15 protein-coding genes are annotated in these 18,234 nt (G+C 58.0%); 11 read left to right on the forward strand and 4 right to left on the reverse strand.

The genetic code is table 11. The features are described from left to right. Positions 1-180 precede the first annotated feature (180 nt). Positions 181-1,656: a M20 family peptidase gene (locus tag FJ145_06035; protein MBM4260989.1), complete on the reverse strand. Its 1,476-nt coding sequence runs from the start codon at positions 1,654-1,656 to the stop codon at positions 181-183. A gap of 29 nt (positions 1,657-1,685) precedes the next feature. Next, a complete protein-coding gene (locus FJ145_06040) occupies positions 1,686-2,303 on the reverse strand; it encodes a hypothetical protein (protein MBM4260990.1) in 618 nt (205 codons plus the stop codon). Positions 2,304-2,569: 266 nt separating this feature from the next. Here FJ145_06040 and FJ145_06045 point away from each other — a divergent pair, with 266 nt between their 5' ends. The 5 genes from FJ145_06045 to uvrB all read left to right on the forward strand — a co-directional run bounded on the left by FJ145_06045 (position 2,570) and on the right by uvrB (position 7,993). After that, a complete protein-coding gene (locus tag FJ145_06045; GenBank protein ID MBM4260991.1) occupies positions 2,570-3,070 on the forward strand; it encodes a hypothetical protein in 501 nt (166 codons plus the stop codon). A 36-nt stretch (positions 3,071-3,106) separates the two neighbouring features. Then, entirely contained in the window at positions 3,107-3,307 is a 201-nt protein-coding gene (locus FJ145_06050) for a hypothetical protein (GenBank protein ID MBM4260992.1), read from the forward strand. Beyond that, the gene (locus tag FJ145_06055; protein ID MBM4260993.1) at positions 3,304-4,743 is read left to right on the forward strand and encodes an aspartyl/glutamyl-tRNA amidotransferase subunit A; all 1,440 of its coding nucleotides are present in this window, start codon (positions 3,304-3,306) and stop codon (positions 4,741-4,743) included. The genes FJ145_06050 and FJ145_06055 overlap by 4 nt, the downstream gene beginning before the upstream one ends. A gap of 74 nt (positions 4,744-4,817) precedes the next feature. Continuing rightward, positions 4,818-5,840 (forward strand): ABC transporter substrate-binding protein, encoded by a 1,023-nt coding sequence (locus FJ145_06060; GenBank protein ID MBM4260994.1) that lies wholly within the window; start codon positions 4,818-4,820, stop codon positions 5,838-5,840. A gap of 116 nt (positions 5,841-5,956) precedes the next feature. Further along, complete coding sequence (gene uvrB / locus FJ145_06065) at positions 5,957-7,993, forward strand: excinuclease ABC subunit UvrB (protein MBM4260995.1); 2,037 nt, start codon at positions 5,957-5,959, stop codon at positions 7,991-7,993. On the opposite strand, the gene FJ145_06070 is transcribed toward uvrB, so the two are convergent. Then, complete coding sequence (locus FJ145_06070; GenBank protein MBM4260996.1) at positions 7,990-8,313, reverse strand: hypothetical protein; 324 nt, start codon at positions 8,311-8,313, stop codon at positions 7,990-7,992. The two genes, uvrB and FJ145_06070, sit on opposite strands and share 4 nt — an antisense overlap. Positions 8,314-8,513: 200 nt before the next feature. Here FJ145_06070 and uvrC point away from each other — a divergent pair, with 200 nt between their 5' ends. Continuing rightward, positions 8,514-10,421 (forward strand): excinuclease ABC subunit UvrC, encoded by a 1,908-nt coding sequence (uvrC, locus tag FJ145_06075; GenBank protein ID MBM4260997.1) that lies wholly within the window; start codon positions 8,514-8,516, stop codon positions 10,419-10,421. Further along, positions 10,393-12,873, forward strand: a complete 2,481-nt coding sequence (locus tag FJ145_06080; protein ID MBM4260998.1) for a DNA internalization-related competence protein ComEC/Rec2 — start codon at positions 10,393-10,395, stop codon at positions 12,871-12,873. Before uvrC ends, FJ145_06080 begins: the two co-directional genes overlap by 29 nt. A gap of 300 nt (positions 12,874-13,173) precedes the next feature. Here FJ145_06080 and FJ145_06085 read toward each other — a convergent pair whose 3' ends face one another. After that, on the reverse strand, positions 13,174-14,373 hold the full coding sequence (locus FJ145_06085; protein ID MBM4260999.1) for an NAD(P)-dependent oxidoreductase: 1,200 nt from the start codon (positions 14,371-14,373) through the stop codon (positions 13,174-13,176). Between FJ145_06085 and FJ145_06090 the strand changes: the two genes are divergently transcribed. The 4 genes from FJ145_06090 to thrC all read left to right on the forward strand — a co-directional run bounded on the left by FJ145_06090 (position 14,344) and on the right by thrC (position 18,233). Then, entirely contained in the window at positions 14,344-15,438 is a 1,095-nt protein-coding gene (locus FJ145_06090) for an amidohydrolase (protein ID MBM4261000.1), read from the forward strand. The genes FJ145_06085 and FJ145_06090 overlap by 30 nt on opposite strands. Before the next feature lie 251 nt (positions 15,439-15,689). After that, positions 15,690-16,397: a hypothetical protein gene (locus FJ145_06095; GenBank protein ID MBM4261001.1), complete on the forward strand. Its 708-nt coding sequence runs from the start codon at positions 15,690-15,692 to the stop codon at positions 16,395-16,397. A 12-nt stretch (positions 16,398-16,409) separates the two neighbouring features. Beyond that, the gene (locus FJ145_06100) at positions 16,410-16,631 is read left to right on the forward strand and encodes a hypothetical protein (protein ID MBM4261002.1); all 222 of its coding nucleotides are present in this window, start codon (positions 16,410-16,412) and stop codon (positions 16,629-16,631) included. 255 nt (positions 16,632-16,886) lie between these two features. Next, entirely contained in the window at positions 16,887-18,233 is a 1,347-nt protein-coding gene (gene thrC / locus FJ145_06105) for a threonine synthase (protein ID MBM4261003.1), read from the forward strand. Position 18,234 lies beyond the last annotated feature (1 nt).

The following is an 18,234-nucleotide window of genomic DNA, read 5'->3' on the forward strand; positions in this document are numbered from 1 at the left end:
CCGAATGTAAAAGCCGCCGAGTTCATGGAAAACCGGTTCAGCAAAGAACTCGATGACAGCGGTTTTATTAAAGGGCTATATCGCTAGATAAATGTGTTGTTTCAGTTAAAGACGTCTTTAGCGGAAAACTTGTGACGATCGAACCATTGTGGCTTCTTGCGGTGAATTGCCTTGCAGGACTTAACCCTGCCTTGTTGAATCAATACCTACCTGGCTGTTCTTGATCAGCTGGGCGTAAAATTTGATGCAGCGTTCGTAGTCTTCCAGTGCGATGCGCTCGTCGACGCCGTGGTAGCGCTGCGCGTCGTCTGGTTTCAACCGGATTGGCACAAAACGATAGATGTTTCGGCTCAAGCTGGCGTAGTGCCGTGAGTCCGTGGTGGCGACGAGTAAAGCGGGCGCAAATAATACGTCAGGCGCCACTTGCTTGAGGCTGCGTTGGATCAAGGTAAGGCCGGGCGCAGCGGGGTTCGATATGGCCGATGGCTCGGCTTGAGTCTTGAACGGGGCGATTTTTACATTCGGGTCCGCCACCACGTGGCGCACGTGATCGATGACACTTCCAATGCTATCGCCGGGAAGAATGCGATAGTTCATAACGGCGCGGGCATGATCGGCTAGAACGTTCTCACTGAGACCGCCGCGAAACACCGTGGCTGCCTGGGTTGTTCGAACGATGGTATTCGTCAGCGGCGACTGGGCTAACTGCCTCTGCACTAACGGGCTGAACAACCAAAGATTTGCCAGAATCATTGTTTGCGGCCATGCCATTTCCGGTGCCAGAAACTCGAACATCTGCTCGGTGGGCAGGGTGATGCGCGTGGGCATCGGTTGGCGCTCCAGCCGATCGATGGCGCTGCTTAAGATGCCGATCGGCGTGCGCGCCGGCGGCGCCGATGAATGACCGCCGCTGCCGCTCACTGTCAGTTCCAGGCTGAGGTAGCCTTTTTCGGCGATGCCGATCAACGCCACCGGGCGATCGGTGTTTGGAATGATGCCGTCGGTGATGTTGAGGCCTTCATCGAGGATGAATTCGAACTCCAGGCCGCGCGCCTTCAGTCGTGCAGCAATCGCCGCGGCGCCGTTGTGTCCGCCGATTTCTTCGTAGTGGCCGAAGGCGAAGTAGATCGAACGCGCGGGCTGGAACCCGCTCTTCAGCAGCGCTTCGACCGCTTCAAGCATTGCTAGGAGGCTGGATTTATCGTCCATGGTGCCGCGGCCCCAAACGTAACCGTTGGCGACAACGCCCGAGAACGGTGGGTGGGTCCAACGCGATGCGCTCGTCTCATCCGCCGGCACGACATCTTGGTGCGCCAGCAACAGAATCGGATTGAGAGCCGGATTGCTGCCTTGCCAAATGTAGAGCAAGCTATGCTCGGCAATTTTTTCTCTCGCAAGCGTCGCGTGCAGAAGCGGAAATGATTTTTGCAGTAACTCATGCAGTACTGAGAAGGCTTCGGCTTGGCCTTGTGGCGGCGCGACCGTGCGAAATTGGATCGCCGCGCTGAGTCGCTTGCTGGCTGATGCTGAGTCAACGGCGATCGACTCGGTTGCCGCCGTGCTGATTTGTCGCGAGCGCAACGACAGCGTGCGTATCGTCAGGATAGGGCTGAGGCTTGCCGCCAAAACCAAGATGATAAGCCAGAGTCGTTTCATTGCGGTGCGACGAGTAGCCCGGCGCGTTGTCAGCCTAGTGCCGATAGCTCCAAGACTTCCATGATGTGGCTGTTCCACTTGATCCAGCCGAACAGTTGAACTCTGGTACCCGCCGGCGGTAAGCCATTGCTGCGTGATTCGCTGAAGCGACACCACACGTCCCGTTGGTCTTCCAGGCGCACGCAAAAGAACCCCGCTCCAGGATGATTTTCTTTTACCTTGCCCTCGTATGATACGGCCAAGCCAAAGCGGCGGTAAAGCAATCTCAAGTAGAGGTCCGGTGCATTGTCGGCCGCCACGAGATCGCCGCCGGCCGGATCGGCATCGGCGGCTAACCAATAGCCTCGATTACGATCAATGATGACCAAGGTCTCCTGCGGCAAGCCAGCACCGTCGTATACCGCCGCGCCGGTAAGCCGTAATTTCTTGAGGTAGTCGATGTCGTCAATTTTTTCGGCGACTAGATCGAGGCTGCCGTGGCCGCGCCGTGCCGCCAGAAGCCGCAAGCCTTCGAGCATGGGCTCTGGCAATGGCTTTTTGAAATAGGCGATCGCGTGGTCGGCCGATTCCACTTTGGCAACGAGGTCGCGTAGCGATATTCGCAGGCTCATCTTCGGTTGGGTCAGTATTTCAAGTGTCGTGGCCATTTGAAACGACCGACAAAATAATTCAAGCGGGTCTGACACTACTCAGACGCATAACTCTCTGCTAAGAACGGTGCCCGTACGAAACGAGGGAGAAGCCATGGGCGCCTTAGATCAGCCGATATTGATAGCCAACAGCAACTACCACGAGCTTTGGCGCGGCCATCGATCAGATGATCTGCGAGCTCTTGCCCAAACACGGCATCGATCCGCAGTAGGATGTCGTCCTGCGCGCCCTTGAACCCACGCCGGCGCGCATCAGCGCGTCGATGGCCGGCTCCATCGACGCCGCAGTGCTGAACCAACTGGACAGTTTGATCGCCAAAAATAACGGCTACAATGAGCTGTTGTTTTATGGCGATCATCTCGAGTTTGTCACCGCCGGCGTGGCGGTGGCGGAAAAGCGGTTCGTGCTCGTTGACTTCAAGGCGCCGATGATTCCATCCGGCCTGCAAAATTTTGTTGAATCGCTGCGCAAAGTTTTTTATACATTTCCTGTTATGGCCGAGTTCGCCAATTCCAAGGACGGCGCCAACAAGATGATGCTGGGCTTCATCGTGCGCCGCTGTGCTGCCGACTTGGGCCATAAGCCCACCCCCGAGGAGTTTGTCCGTTGGGCCAACTACCAGAAACAGAACGGCAAGACCTATTGTTTGTTCGGCAAAGAGATTTCGGCTTCGGTCGCCAAAGTCATGTTCGCGCAACCGGGGCGCATGGTGACCGTGAGTGCCGAGGGACTCGAACGGCTGTGGAAATTCTCCGGGCGCTAGCCTGAACGATCTTCAGCGGGAATTAGGAGAGCTGCGATGGACCAACAGGTCAGACGAATCGATGCGCGCTTCGGCTTGAAATTGACTGAGGAGGAAATTCAGCGGATTGCGCGCGAAGCCGAGGCGCAGGAAAAAATCGTGCAGGCGCTCTACGAGGTCGATCTCGGTGAAACGCGGCCGGTTATCGGCCTCAGCAAACGGCCAAGGGTGGTGCGGACTAAGCGGGGGCGCAAATGAGCACGCTGCAAGTCGATGGTGCGACTATTACTGCCCTGGCGCCGCAGATCAAAGCCAAGAAGCTCTCGGCGGTGGCGTTGACCGAGAGTTTTCTCGCTCGTATTCATGCCGTTAATCCAGCCCTCAATGCCTATCAAACCCTGACCGAGAACGAGGCGTTAAATCAGGCGCGCAAGCTCGACAAAGAGTTGCGCGCCGGAAACTGGCGCGGGCCGCTGCACGGCATACCGTTTTCGATCAAAGATAATCTGGCGACCCGCGGCGTGAAAACGACCGCCGGTTCGAAGCACTTGGCGAATTGGCTGCCCGACTTCGATGCTACGGTGGTCGAGCGGCTCAAAGCTGCCGGCGCCGTGTTGCTCGGCAAGACCAACATGCATGAGTGGGCGTCGGGCAGCACGACGATCAACCCCTATTACGGCACGACGGCCAATCCCTGGGACAAGACCCGCATTGTCGGCGGATCGAGCGGCGGCTCGGCGGCCGCGGTGGCGGCGAGTCTGTGCCTCGGTTCCATCGGCACGGACAACGCCGGCTCGGTGCGCAACCCGGCGGCGCTGTGCGGCGTAGTCGGCTTGAAGGCGACTTTCGGACGGGTCAGCCGCTATGGCGGCGTGCTTGGCACCGGCGGTTTTTCCACCGACCAGTTTGGGCCGTTGGCCAAGACGGTGCGCGATTGCGCGCTCATCCTGCGGCCGATCGCCGGCCATGACCCGCAGGATCCGTTGAGCTCCGGCGAAACTGTGCCCAACTATGTCAGCTCGCTTGGTAAGCCAGTGAAAGGTTTGCGCGTCGGTGTGATCGGCGGTTACTTCGATGACTTGATGAGCCGAGAAGTGAAAAGTGTCTTCGACGCGGCGCTGCGGCAGCTCAAGACGTTGGGCATGAAGATTGTCGAGATCAAAATTCCGCACATGGATTTGATTCCGGCGGTGCAGTTGGCCACCAGCCGGGTGGAAAATGTCGCGACGGCGCACGAACATCTGCGCAACGCGCCGCGCGATTTTAGCCCGGCGCTGCTCTATCGCCACGTCAAAGCGTTGATGATGCCCGCCGACGTGTACATGACGGCGCAGCGGGTGCGGCGCTTGATCTGCGACGAGTTCGACGCCGTGCTGGCGAAGGTCGACGTGATTGCCGCGCCGACGGTGGGCTTGCCGGCCGAAACGGTGGAGGAGAGCCGCCAAGGCTTCGTCATGGTGGACGGCGAGAAGGTCGCGCTTGCGGAAGAACGCGGCAATCGCGGCACGTTGTGCACGATACCTTTCAATGTGACCGGCTTGCCGGCGCTGAGTCTTTGTTGCGGCTTTTCCAGCAACGGGTTGCCGATCGGCATGCAGATCGTTGCTGGAGCGTTCGAGGAGGGGTTAATTTTTCAAGTTGGGCATGCGTACGAGCTGGCAGCGGGGTGGTATCTGAGAAAGCCGGCGCTGTGAATAATGCAAAGTGCAAGGGGTAAGGGCTGGGGCGGGAAATAGCCGGGAGCAGGGGGCTTGGAGCAGGGAGTTCGATGCGAGGTGGGATGTTGATGCATTTTCTATCGAAGTTTGTTTTTGTCGGGTTGCTGTTGCAGGTGAGCTGGAGCGTTGATGGTTTCGCGCAGGGCCGCGACAAGCTGCGGTTCGGCTACGCGGCGCGCGCGGTGGCGCACTCGGTTCCCTACGTCGCCAAGGAAGCCGGGTTCTTCGCCGAAGACGGAATCGATGCCGAGATCATCCATACCGCCGGTTCGATTGCGCCGATGGCGCTGGCGGCCAATGAAGTCGACATGACGTTGATGTCGGCGTACTTGATGATTCCAGTCGCCTCGCAGAACAAAGATATCGTTATGCTGGGTGGCTTTTCGCGCTACGCCACGATGGTGTTCGTCGCGCGGCCGGAGATCAAAAGCGCGCAGGACCTAAAAGGCAAGATCGTCGGCATCCAGCGCCCCGGTGACGCCTATGAAAAAAGCGCGCGTTTTGCTTTGAAACATCTTGGCTTGGACGCCGACAAAGATATCAAGATGCTCGCGCTCGGCAGCAACGACGTCATGTTCGGTGCCCTGCAAACGGGCAGAGTGGCAGCGACGGTGCTGTCGCCGCCGGGAACTCTTTTCGCGCGCAAAGCAGGCATGAATTTCATGGTCGATCTGACTGATCTGAAGGTGGAGTATCAAGGTTCGACGATCACCAGCCGGCGCTCGTTGGTGCAAAAAAATCCGGCGATGCTGACGCGCGTGCTGCGCGCCATGGTGCGCGGCGTGCACTTGTTCAAGACGCGCAAGGAGGACACCATGCGCATTCTCGGCAAGTTCCTCGGCACGCAAAACCGCGAGGGGCTTGAGGAGTCTTGGGAATGGGCCGCGAAGATGCCGGCAAAACCGTACGCGGTGGAGAGCGCCGTCCAGGCCGTCATCGACCATTTAGCCGAGAGCCAACCGAAATTCGCTCACTATAAGCCCACGGAATTCATCGACGCGCGGCTGCTGACGGAGATCGACAAGAGCGGGTTCATCGATAAGCTCTACGCGGGCTCGGCAAAAGGAAAATAATTCGAGTCGGAAACAACCACGAAACAGACGAAGGACACGAAAAATAAAACCCTTAGCTCGGCTATTTTCGTGTGTTTCGTGATTTTCGCGGTTAAAAGTGGTTTGATAGTTTCCCGATGTTACGCGATCGAGATCAAGGGCAGTTTAAGCTCGTCGCCGATTTCAAACCGCAGGGCGATCAGCCGCAAGCCATCGACAAGCTGGTTGCCGGCGTCCAGGCCAACAAGAAGCATCAAGTGCTGCTCGGTGTCACCGGCTCGGGCAAGACGTTTACCATGGGCAATGTTGTGGCGCGCACCAACAAGACGACGCTGGTGATCGCGCCCAATAAGACCCTCGCCGCGCAGCTCTACAATGAATTTCGCACGTTGTTTCCGGACAACGCGGTGCGCTATTTCGTCAGCTATTACGATTACTACCAGCCGGAAGCCTACGTCCCGTCGACCGACACCTATATCGAAAAGGATTCGTCGATCAACGATGAAATCGACAAGCTGCGCCACTCGGCGACCAAGGCGCTGCTCGAACGGCGCGATACGTTGATCGTCGCCAGCGTGTCGTGCATCTACGGTCTCGGTTCTCCGGAAGCTTATTTTGACTTGATGGTCTATCTGGAAGAGGGGACGACCATCAACCGCGATCAGATGCTGCGCAAGCTGGTCGACATACAATACCAGCGCAGCGACTACGATTTTCACCGCGGCACCTTTCGCGTGCGCGGCGATATCGTCGAGATTTTTCCGGCCTACGAAGACAGCTCGGCGCTGCGGGTCGAATTTTTCGATGAGACCATCGAGACGATTCAGGAGATCGACCCGATCCGCGGCAAAGTTCTGCGCCGGGTCGACAAAGCCTGCGTCTATCCGGCGAGCCACTACGTCACCGGCGAAGATCGCATGAAGAAGGCGATCTTGGGCATACGCCTGGAGCTCAAAGAACGGCTGAAGGAATTACAGGAGCAAAAGAAGCTGCTCGAAGCGCAGCGGCTGCAGCAGCGCACGCTTTACGATCTGGAGCTGCTCGAAGAGATGGGTTTTTGCCCCGGCATCGAAAACTATTCGCGCCATTTGACCGGCCGCAATCCCGGCGAGCCCCCGCCGACGCTGCTGAGCTACTTCCCCAGTGACTTTTTGCTGATCATCGACGAGAGCCACGTCACCGTGCCGCAGATCGGCGGCATGTATCGCGGCGACCGCTCGCGCAAGGAAACCCTGGTCGAATACGGCTTTCGCCTGCCGTCAGCGCTCGACAATCGGCCGCTCAACTTCGATGAGTTTTCTGCTTGCGTGAGCCAGACGATCTACGTCTCGGCCACGCCGGCCAACTACGAAATGGAGCAGAGCCGGCGCATGGTCGTCGAACAGGTGATTCGGCCCACCGGTTTGATGGACCCAGAAATCATCGTGCGCCCGGCGCGCACCCAGGTCGACGACCTGCTGGGCGAAATCCGCAAACGGGTCGAGCGCAACGAGCGCGTGCTCGTGACCACTCTGACCAAGCGCATGGCCGAGGATCTCACCGATTATTATCAAGATCTCAACGTCAAAGTGCGTTATCTTCACTCCGACATCGAAACTCTGGAACGCGTCGAAATCATACGCCAGCTGCGCACCGGCGAGTTCGATGTGCTGGTGGGCATTAACCTGTTGCGCGAGGGACTCGATTTACCGGAAGTGTCGTTGGTGGCGATTCTCGATGCCGACAAGGAAGGCTTTCTCCGTTCCGACCGCTCGCTCATCCAAACCATCGGCCGCGCCGCGCGCAACGTCAACGGCAAAGTGATTCTCTACGCCGACGGCATGACCGATTCGATGCAGCGGGCGATGGGTGAGACCGACCGTAGACGGGCTTTGCAAGCGGCCTACAACAAGAAATACAAAATCACACCTCAGACGGTCATCCGCGCCCTCGGCTCGCCGCTGGTAAAGATTTACGACGCAGACTACGTCGATGTGCCGTTGGCAGCGGAATCCGGTGCAAAGTACGGTGCTAAAGAAATTACGCGTAAGCTGCGCCAGCTCAAAAAGGAGATGCAGGAAGCGGCGGCTAATTTAGAGTTCGAGCGCGCCGCAGAGCTGCGCGACCAACTGCGCGCGTTGGAGGCAAAGGATCTGGCGGCGCGTGACGCAACGCCGGTGGCGAGCGAGGATTAACCCTGGTTTGGTTCAGACTGTCTAACCGCGGCGGTACCGCCGCGAGGCTCCCTTTCGGTGCCCTCATGAAAGATCGTGGCGACAAAGAAAACCGCGATCAGAACGCCGCTAAAAGCGTATATGACGAACGGTTGCATGGAACCGTTCGAGTCGATGTAATCACCCCATTGAGCCATGAAACCGAGATAGTAGGTAAACAGGTAAGTGATCAGCAGGCAGATCTTTACGCGGTTCCACAGTAGAAACGGCAGCATGGCAGCGATGAAGAAAAGTACCTGCCAGATCGGAATGGCCTGGGTGAAGATGGCGTAGTCGAACATGAAGTTCTCCAGTGAGGGCTGTTGGAATGGGGAGTGAAAATCCAAAAGCCATGCCAGAAGTACGGTCCTTTAATTCGCTGCCCTTGGACGTAGCGGTGGTAAAATTGGGAACAGTAGCGGGAGACTCGGAAACTTGATTGACAAAAAGCTGTTGCGTTAACAGTTTTCGTCATCGAAAATTTGTCCAATTAGAACCAAAAATGAGCGCAGGGGCAGAAAAACTGGCTAGTTTGCCGACACGTCCGGGCGTCTACTTGATGCGCGACAAAGGCGGCAAAGTGATCTATGTCGGCAAGGCCAAAGACCTGCGCGCCCGTGTGCGGGCCTATTTCAACAACGCCGATGAGCGCTCGCAGATTCAGTTTTTGGTGCGGCGCATCGAAGACATCGAAACCCTGGTGACCAGCAGCGACAAGGAAGCGCTGATCCTGGAAAACAACCTGATCAAGCAGTACAAGCCGCGCTACAACATCCGCCTCAAAGACGACAAAAGTTACCTGAGCATCAAAGTGACCACCCAGCACGCCTGGCCGCGCATCTACGCGACGCGTAAGATAGTTAAGGACGGCAACCGCTACTTTGGGCCGTTTTCGTCGGCGCTGGCGGCGCGTGAAACCATCGATATCATCGAAAAGCACTTCCTGCTGCGCAACTGCACCGACCATAACTTCAAAAATCGCAGCCGGCCTTGTCTGCAATATCAGATCAAGCGCTGCTGGGCGCCCTGCGTGCTGCCCGTGGGTAACGATGACTATCGCGAGCAGGTGCGCCAAGCGATGCTGTTCATCGAAGGCCGCCAGCATGAGCTGATCGCCGAGTTGAAGCAGCGCATGCAAGAAAAATCCGACGCGCTGGAATACGAAGCCGCGGCCAAGCTGCGTGACCAAATCCAAGCAGTGGAGAAGACCCTCGAAAAGCAGCGCATGGTGTCCCACTGGGGCAACGATCAGGACATTTTTGGTCTTTATCGCGAAGGCGGTTTCATCGAAGTCCAGGTGCTGCTGGTGCGCCAAGGCAAGCTGACCGGTAATCAAGCCTACTCGCTGCAAGACTTGGAATTCCCTGACAGCGAGATTCTCGGTTCACTGCTGACCCAATTCTATCAAGGGCAGCGCTTTGTTCCCGATGAGATTCTTTTGCCGGCGGAACTCGATGACGCCGAGGTGCGCGAAGAATATTTGGCCGAGCGCAAAGGCAAGAAGGTCGAGATTCTGTTTCCGCAGCGCGGCGACAAGCGCCAACTGGTCGAGATGGCCGCTGAGAACGCCCGGCAAAGCTTTGCCGACCGCCACGATCAAGAAAAGGCGCGCGAGAAGATGCTGCTCGATCTGCAGAGCCAACTGCGCTTGAAACACTTTCCGCGGCGCATCGAGTGTTATGATATCTCGACGATTCACGGCGCCCATGCGGTGGGCTCGCGGGTGACGTTTATCAACGGCGAGGCGGATAAGAATCACTATCGCCACTATCGCATTCGAACCATTGGCGCCGAGTCGGGCGGCGATGACTTCGGCATGATGCTGGAAGTGTTGAAGCGCCGCTTCGATAAGCAAGACAAAACCAACGACAGCGACGCAGAGGAGAGCGACTTTCCCGATCTGGTCGTCGTCGACGGCGGTAAAGGACAGTTGGCGATGGCGATCACCGCGCTTGCCGAGGTGGGCGTCGAAGGCATCGATACCATCGGTCTAGCCAAGGACCGGGTCGAGGCGGCGCCGCGCAGCGCGGAGATTCAGCGCTCCGAAGAACGCGTTTTTCTGCCGGGACAGAGCAATCCCATCGTCCTCAAGCGCAACTCCAACGCCTTGTTTCTGCTGCAACAGGTGCGTGATGAGGCGCACCGATTTGCCATCACCTACCATCGCAAGCTGCGCTCGAAGCAGACGATCTATTCGGCCCTCGACCGCATCCCCGGTGTGGGCGGCGCGCGCAAGCGCGCGCTCTTGCGCGCCTTCGGCAGCGTCAAAGCGATCGAAGCGGCGAGCCTCGAAGACTTGTTGAAAATCCCCTCGGTCAATGAAAAGCTGGCTCGCGAGATTTTGCAGTCATTGCGTACGACACCCATGAGCGAGCAGCAAGATGACCGAGGACGACCACCGTCCTCCTGACGGTCGAAACCTAATCCACCATCCTTCGGTTTGGCTGGTGTCGGCGACGCTGGCCTTGCTGGTTGGCCAAGCGGCGGCCGTCCCGTCATGGTCCGCGCCCACAAGCGCGGCCTACGGGCTCCTGGCCCCTGTGCCGCTGTTGTTGGCGCGCCGCTGGCGGCGCTGGGGCGCGTTAGTGATTCTCGTTGGTGTGGCGTTTGCCCTTGGCTATGTGCGCCATCGCGAATTGCTCCATCCCGAATTTTCGTCCGCCCATCTCCGCTCCGTTATGACGCGCCACGAGTCGCTGTATCTCGAAGGGGTACTGCGCCAGGAACCGGAGAAACTGCCCAATCGCACGCGCTGGCTCGTGCGCGCCGAGGCGCTCTGGCATCCCACCGGCTCGGAGGAGGTCGAGGGCAACTTATTAATCTCGGTTCGCACGGTTCGGCGCGATTGGCGCTACGGCGATCGGGTGCGACTGACCATCAAACCGAGTTTGCCGCGCGACAGCGGCAACCCCGGCGGCTTTAACTACGCCGCCTATCTTGCCGATCGCGAGATCTACGTCACCGGCTATCTCGACAACGATGGCGAAGTGCAGCTGGTGAAGCGGCAAGTGGGCGGGCTGCGCGTCACGATCGAATCGTTACGGCGCGATATTCGCCGGTTCATCCAGCGCCAGTTGTCGCCGGAGAACGGGCCGCTGCTCAAAGCTCTGGTGGTCGGCGACATGGGCGAGATTCCCAAAGACGTGCGCAATAATTTCACGGCCGCCGGCGTGAACCACGTGCTGTCGATTTCCGGGTTGCACGTCAGCATGCTCGGACTGTTGGTTTTCGCATTGATCCGCTTTGGCCTGGGCTTCAATACGTATCTTTTGCTGCGTTGGAACCTGCTGAAGCTCGCGACGTTCTTTTCCTTTTTTGCGGTGGTTTTCTACACCGCCTTGGCCGGCGCCCAAGTGCCGACGCTGCGCTCGGCGATCATGATCGGTGTCTACGAGCTAGCGATCCTGCTCGACCGCGAAGAGGAAGTGATGACTAGCCTAACGTTGGCGGCGTTGTTGATCGCGCTGATTTGGCCCGGTGTAATTTCCGATATTTCGTTTCAGCTATCGTTCTTGGCGGTCTTGTTCATCGCCTGGGGCATGCGCAAAGCGATGGAATGGGTGCCCAAGCCTGAGAAAGATTTGCTGCCCCAGGAGAAGAGTTGGGTCAAAGATTACCTGCGCAAGATCGGTTTGCAGTTTCTCGTGCCGCTGATGGCCACGCTCGGCACCGGGCCGTTGATCGCGCATTACTTCGGCCACCTGTCGCTGGCCGGTCTTATTTCGAATCCGCTGATTGTGCCTTTGACGGGCTTCGTCGTCGTGCCGCTGGGTCTGCTCATCGGCATTTGTGCCGTGGTGGCGCCGGCCGCCGCGACTCCGTTAGTTTGGCTGGCCGAACGGCTAACAGCTTTGACCACCTGGTTGGTGCAAGTCTTGGCCAACTTGCCCCTCGCCAATCTCAGCGTGCCGGCACCTAATCTTTATGAAGTGGCGTTACTCTACGCCTTGTTTATTGCGGTATTGTTGCTGAAGACCTACCGCACGGCGATCGTGGCTGTGCTGCTTGTGCTGGGCGTTCTCGGTGCCGACGTTCTCTATTGGCGCGGTGAACGGTGGCAGCGGCGCGAGTTGCGCGTGACGCACTTGAATGTCGGCCAGGGCGACGCCGCGGTGATTGAATTTCCCGGCTCGAAAGTGCTTGTGCTCGACGCTGGCGGCACGGCCGTGGGCGATTTCGACACCGGCGAAAGCATTGTCGCGCCGTTTCTGCGCTCGCGCAAAATTCTCAAGGCCGACTATCTCATGGTCAGCCACGCGCGCATCGATCATTACGGCGGCATGCGTGCGCTGGTCAAAGAATTTTCACCGGAGGAATTTTGGTCCGGCCCGGCGACCAGCAAACTTGGCCGCTTTGAAGAACTCGATGACGCGGTGGAACGGGCCGGCATTAAACGAATCAAGCTGAGTAGTGAAGCCCCTTGCCGGATCATCGAAGCGGTGAAGCTTTGCACGGTCTATCCAGGTAGCGATGGCGGCGATGATCGCTCGGTGGTCCTGCGCCTGGAATTCGGCAAAGCGAGCTTTCTATTCGCCGGCGACATCGACAAGCGCGACGAGCGCGCGCTGCAGGGGAACCCAAAGGCCTTGCGCGCTGCCATTCTCAAGATCCCGCGCCATGGCAGCGCCACGGCGAGCAGCGATGAATTCATCGGCGCGGTAAAACCACAGCTCGCCGTCCTGTCGAGCAGCGGCCGCGGTCCAGGCGCGGCCAAGCGCGATGAGTTGCTGGAGCGCTACCGCCAAACCGGCGCGCAGCTATTGCGCACCGACGAAGATGGCGCCATCATTCTCAAAACTAACGGGGAGTCGCTGCAGTTCGAAACCTACAAGAGCGGCAGAAGGGGCACCATCGATTTCTAAATTATGCCTTACACTCTCTCGCATCCGGCAGCCATTCTGCCGATCTGGCACCTGAGCCAAAATCAAACGCGTCTTGCTATTTGGCGGTTTCTTCGCCGCGGGCGGCATCCTCAATGGGCTGCGTTTTGCTCACGGAGGGTGCAGTTACTTCGTGGTTGGCGGTGGGGTCGGGGTGATTCTCACTTTGACAATGGTGGTGTTAGCACTCGGCTGGAGCCAAGCCCGTGTGTCGGTAAGTTCGCGCTGAACTGTAGAGGCGATGTAGCCGCGCATCGCCCCTACAGCTGTGTCGGATGAACGTTACAGCGCCTTTAATTCCTCGATGTAGTCTTTGAAGCCCGCGACGATGTCATAGTCCGGCGTCCAGCCCAGGACTTCTTTCGCCTTTGCAATCACCATCGGCTGCTTGGCCGAGCGCGGTTTCGGGCCTGGCGTAATTTCGACCTGCAGCTTGGGCAGCAGCTTTTCTGCCGTGGCGACGAGATCGTCAAACTTGATGACGACGCCGGTGCCGATGTTCAACGTCACCGGATCTTTCAACGGTGTGGTCGCGGCTTTGTCGAGGGCGCGGCCTAGGTCTTTGTAATAGACGTATTCGAAATCGCGGGCGACCTCCTGGGAGATTTTCACCACGCCGCCTTTGATGCCGGTCTGCAGCATGTTCTGCACCATCTCGCCGCCGCCCGAGCCGCCGGCGAAGTGGCCGACGCCGTAGACGTTGGCCAGGCGCAGCACGATCAGCTCGAAGCCGAACATTCTCTGATAGGCTTCGACCATCAATTCTTTGGCGACTTTGGAATTGCCGTAGGCTTCGCCCGGGCCGCGGCGGAAGTCCTCGCCAAGCGGCGTCGGTTCGCCTTGCCGGCGGTCGTAGACACCAAAGGTGCTGATCTGGATCAACCGCTTCACGCCGCACAGGCGGACGGCCTCGGCAACGTTGATCGTTCCCATGACGTTGATCTGCAGGCCGGCGTAGATCGGGTTGCCAACCTTGCCGCCGATCAGGCCGGCGGTGTGCAGCACGGTGTCGCATTTGTGTTTCTGAATGGTTTCGATCAGCGACGGCAAATCGCGAATGTCGCGCTGCACCACCGTGACGTTTGCTGTGCCGAGTTTGTTCGCCAGGAAGTCTTTGCGCGGCGCCATGTCATAGAAGACGACGCTCTCGCCGCGTTTGAGCGCGTTTTGCGCGTAGGACGTGCCGACCAGGCCAAGACCGGTCACTAGAGTTGTGCCCATGGGTTGCCTCCAAATGCTTAGGTTAACTGACCCATACTGCAAACGGGGAATGCCTGCAAGGTTTCGGGTTTCGAGTTCCGAGTTTCGGGTTTGCGCTCGGTTCGGATCCGGGTTGAACTCGAAACCCGAAGCTCGAAACGGCATTCTCCCGTTGCATCGAAGCCAGGTCACGTTGTATAGGCAAAGAACGACCAGGTAGAGACTATTCGTCAGACAAAGAAGGAGAACGCCATGCAAGGTGTAGTTGACGCCGATACTCATATTGCCGAGCCCGAAGCGATGTGGAAATTGATCGATGAAAAGATGGCGCCGCGCCGGCCGGTGTTGGTCGGCTTGCCAGAAGACACCTGGTTCGGCGAGCGCAACGCGCTGTGGCTGATCGACGGCAATATTTTTCCCAAGCCGGCGGGGAAAGGCAGTTATCGGCTGGTGACGCCCTCGGCGCAGAAAGCCGAGGCCGTGCGCGGCGATATTACGATCGGTAGCCGGGAGGTTGCCAACGTCGAAGCGCGCATCAAAGACATGGACCGCTTGGGCGTCGATGTGCAGGTGATCTATCCGACGCTGTTCTTGGTTTACATTACCGACGATCCTGAACTGGATACGGCGTTGTCGAAGGCTTACAACAGCTGGCTGGGCCAGGCCTGCGCTAAATCCAACGGCCGTCTGAAATTCGTCGCGGTGCTGCCGCTGCGCTCGATTCCCGAATCGTTAAAGGAAATGAAGCGGGCTAAAGACCTTGGCGCTGTCGGTGTTTTCTTCCGCGGCATCGAGGGCGACAAGACCATCGATCATCCCTATTTCCATCCCGTCTACGAGCTCGCCGAAAAGTTAGATTTGGCGATCTCGATTCATACCGGCTCCGGCGCGCCCTGGATGCTGCCGTACTTTGAGCATGCGCGTAACCATACCTTCGCGCACGGCCGCGCACTGCCGATCATGGCCTTCAGGGATATCGTCGCCAACCGCATTCCGGAAAAGTTTCCTAAGCTGCGCTGGGGCTTTATCGAAGCTTCAGCCGGCTGGGCGCCGTTCATGGTGCATATCTTGCGGCGGCTCTTCAAAAATCGGCCGAAGTACCAGAACAGCCAGGAGCTGTTTCGCGACTACAATCTTTTCATCGCCGCCGAAGCCGACGAGGACATTCCGTATCTTGCCAAGTGCATCGGCGAAGATCACATCGTCATCGGCTCAGACTACGGCCACAACGATCCATCGGCGGAAGAGAAATTGGTCGAGAGCTTGCAGAAACGCGAAGATATTCCGGAGCCGTTTGCACGCAAGATTTTGTGCGAGAATCCGCGGCGGCTGTACGGCTTGAACTAGCCGGAAAGTTTCTCGCGCAGAGCACGCAGAGGCCGCAAAGAAAGAATTTTTAGGGGCGGCGACCGGTGGGTTGCCCGTGCCCTCACCCTGGTCCCCTCCCATGGAAAACTGTGTCGCAATGTCATTCTGAGCCGAAGGCGAAGAAGCTGCTTCACGCGCCTGTGCGCAAAGCAGATCCTTCGCTACCGCTCAAGATGACAAGAGCGAGAAATTTCGTGTTGCAACACAGTCTCGGGGGCGAGGGAACTCGGATGGGCCAGATCGACCATTTCACTACACAGGTTGCCGAATTCTTTGCCGCGCGGCTTGGTGCCTCTCTAGTCGAGGCCTACAAACTTGGCAGCCTCGCCCACGGCGGCTTCAGTAAGATCTACAGCGATATCGATGTCGGCCTGTGGCTTAACTGTAATCAGCCACCGGAGGCGATGGCTGAGCTGCTCACGCAGGCAAAAGCGCTCGATAGCGACTATGGCAAGAAGCTTTCGGTCTTTTGGGGCAACCCTGAGTGCAGTTGGGGGCGGTTGCCGATGATCGATCGGCTCGACATGCTCGACCACGGGGTGCCGTTGCTGCACGGCGTTCGCGCCAGTTTTCGCCGGCCAACTAAAGAAGAAATTCATGAAGAACAACGCCGAAGTATCGAGCGCAGCTGGAGATCGAAACTCCCGGAACTGCGCCAACTAGAAACCCTGGAAGCGCAGATGCGCAAGCCCTACATTCGTGCGATTCTCTATCCGGCGCGCCTGATCTATACTTGGGACACTTTGCAAGTCGGCTCCAACGATGTTGCGGTGGACTATCTGCACAAAGTGCAACCGCGAGGCTTGGACTTGACGCCCATCGACGTGGCGCTCGATTGTCGCCGCGAGAAATGCAGCGCCGAAGAGGTTTTTGCTCTGCGCGCTAATCTCATGTCCCAGTGCGAGGCGGCATTGGGCTACCTCGCCGCGCGACCGTAGCTGAGAGTCATCATGGCCAATCTCTATTATAAAGACCGTTTGATCATCACGTTTGCATCGTTCAACCAGAGCAGCAAAGACTTTAGCGCCGGCGCTGAAATCACTTGGAAGGGCGCAGACGGGCAACGTCTTTCGCACTCGATTGGCGGTCTGACAGACCGCTTCAAGAGCGCCGACGACGCCGAGAGATTCATTGTCAACTTGGCGCAGAGTTGGGTTGACGCCAACCCGTAAACGGGCAGTCCTGAGACCTGCTCCTACAATCTATTCCGACCGAACTGGAAAATTTCGCCAAAGTAGGCAAAATGGCATCTGCGTCTCAGATTCTGCTAAAATCAAAGAATGCTTCGACAGGCTTAGCATGAACGGATTCTTGCGCGCAGGATGTTAGCTCTGATTCCGTTCGTCCTGAACCCGCAGAATCCATGTTCGCAGCAGTTGTTTCTAAGCGGGCTTTGAGAGTCGGCCTTGGCAAAAGGTATTTAGATTATGAGTTATAACGCTTGGTTCCAGTGTATTAATGGCTGTCCCGGTCAGTACAATCTGCTTGAGATCATCTACCGCTGTCCGACTTGCGGCGATCTCCTCGAAGTTCGGCATGACACCGAAGCGCTACAGACCCGCGCGGCGGCGGCGTGGATGAAATTGTTCGACGATCGGGTGGGGGACAATACCTATCCCTATGCGTCGGGCGTCTGGGCAAAGAAAGAATGGGTGGTGCCGTTTATCGACGACGAAAATATCGTGTCGACCTGCGAGGGCAATACCAACCTGTTTTGGGCCAATCGCTACGGTAAGCAGCTCCATGTCGAAGATCTCTGGGTGAAACAGTGCGGCAATTCCCACACCGGCTCATTCAAAGACTTGGGCATGACGGTGCTTGTGTCGGTGGTCAAGCAAATGATTGCCAATGGCGAGCCGATCGACGCGGTGGCGTGTGCGTCGACGGGCGACACTTCGGCCGCGTTGGCGGCCTATGGCGCGGCCGCCGGCATTCCGACGATTGTCTTTTTGCCACGTGACAAAGTCTCGCCGGCGCAGCTCGTCCAGCCGCTGGCCAACGGCGCGCTGGTGCTCTCATTGGATACCGATTTCGACGGCTGCATGGCGGCGGTGCAAGAAGTAACGCAGCAAAAGCGGCTCTATCTGGCCAACTCGATGAACAGCCTGCGCATGGAAGGGCAAAAGACGATTTCGGTTGAAATCGTCCAGCAGTTCGACTGGGAGGTGCCGGACTGGATCATTCTGCCGGGCGGCAATCTGGGCAATGTCAGTGCCTTCGGCAAGGGTTTCATGATGATGTATGAGCTGGGGTTGATCTCGAAACTGCCGCGCATCTGCGTGGCCCAGGCGCAAAACGCCAATCCGCTCTATCTTTCGTATTTGAAGCACTTCGAACATTTCGAGCCGGTGGCGGCGAAAACGACACTGGCGAGCGCGATACAGATCGGCAATCCCGTCAGCGTGCGCAAGGCGATCGCCACGCTACAGCGTTTCAACGGCGTAGTGGAGCAGGCTTCGGAATTGGAATTGGCCGAAGAGGTCGCGCGCGCCGATCGCACCGGCATGTTCAACTGCCCGCACACCGGCGTCGCGCTGGCGGCGCTGCGCAAGCTGGTGGAGAAAAAAATTATTCACGGCCACGAACGGGTGGTGGTGATCTCGACGGCGCACGGGCTCAAGTTCGCCGAACAAAAGATCGATTACCATCTCGGCAAGCTCGAGGGCATCAAGAGCACTCTCACCAACCGGCCCGTCGAAGTCAGCGCCGATCCGAAGAAAATCAGCGAGGCGATCTCGCGCTACGTCGAAAGGGTCCGCCTGTTGGACAGCTAAG

It is taken from the genome of Deltaproteobacteria bacterium, from assembly GCA_016874755.1.
GTDB lineage: Bacteria > Desulfobacterota > Binatia > UBA9968 > UBA9968 > DP-20.

Coding starts and splice junctions, on each gene's coding strand:
- FJ145_06095 (MBM4261001.1), top strand. CDS start 15,690: ATGGGCCAGATCGACCATTTCACTACACAGGTTGCCGAATTCTTTGCC.
- FJ145_06085 (MBM4260999.1), bottom strand. CDS start 14,373: ATGAGTATCGGCGTCAACTACACCTTGCATGGCGTTCTCCTTCTTTGT.
- FJ145_06040 (MBM4260990.1), bottom strand. CDS start 2,303: ATGGCCACGACACTTGAAATACTGACCCAACCGAAGATGAGCCTGCGA.
- FJ145_06100 (MBM4261002.1), top strand. CDS start 16,410: ATGGCCAATCTCTATTATAAAGACCGTTTGATCATCACGTTTGCATCG.
- uvrC (MBM4260997.1), top strand. CDS start 8,514: ATGAGCGCAGGGGCAGAAAAACTGGCTAGTTTGCCGACACGTCCGGGC.
- FJ145_06055 (MBM4260993.1), top strand. CDS start 3,304: ATGAGCACGCTGCAAGTCGATGGTGCGACTATTACTGCCCTGGCGCCG.
- FJ145_06045 (MBM4260991.1), top strand. CDS start 2,570: ATGGCCGGCTCCATCGACGCCGCAGTGCTGAACCAACTGGACAGTTTG.
- FJ145_06090 (MBM4261000.1), top strand. CDS start 14,344: ATGCAAGGTGTAGTTGACGCCGATACTCATATTGCCGAGCCCGAAGCG.
- FJ145_06060 (MBM4260994.1), top strand. CDS start 4,818: ATGCGAGGTGGGATGTTGATGCATTTTCTATCGAAGTTTGTTTTTGTC.
- FJ145_06035 (MBM4260989.1), bottom strand. CDS start 1,656: ATGAAACGACTCTGGCTTATCATCTTGGTTTTGGCGGCAAGCCTCAGC.
- thrC (MBM4261003.1), top strand. CDS start 16,887: ATGAGTTATAACGCTTGGTTCCAGTGTATTAATGGCTGTCCCGGTCAG.
- FJ145_06050 (MBM4260992.1), top strand. CDS start 3,107: ATGGACCAACAGGTCAGACGAATCGATGCGCGCTTCGGCTTGAAATTG.
- FJ145_06080 (MBM4260998.1), top strand. CDS start 10,393: ATGACCGAGGACGACCACCGTCCTCCTGACGGTCGAAACCTAATCCAC.
- uvrB (MBM4260995.1), top strand. CDS start 5,957: ATGTTACGCGATCGAGATCAAGGGCAGTTTAAGCTCGTCGCCGATTTC.
- FJ145_06070 (MBM4260996.1), bottom strand. CDS start 8,313: ATGTTCGACTACGCCATCTTCACCCAGGCCATTCCGATCTGGCAGGTA.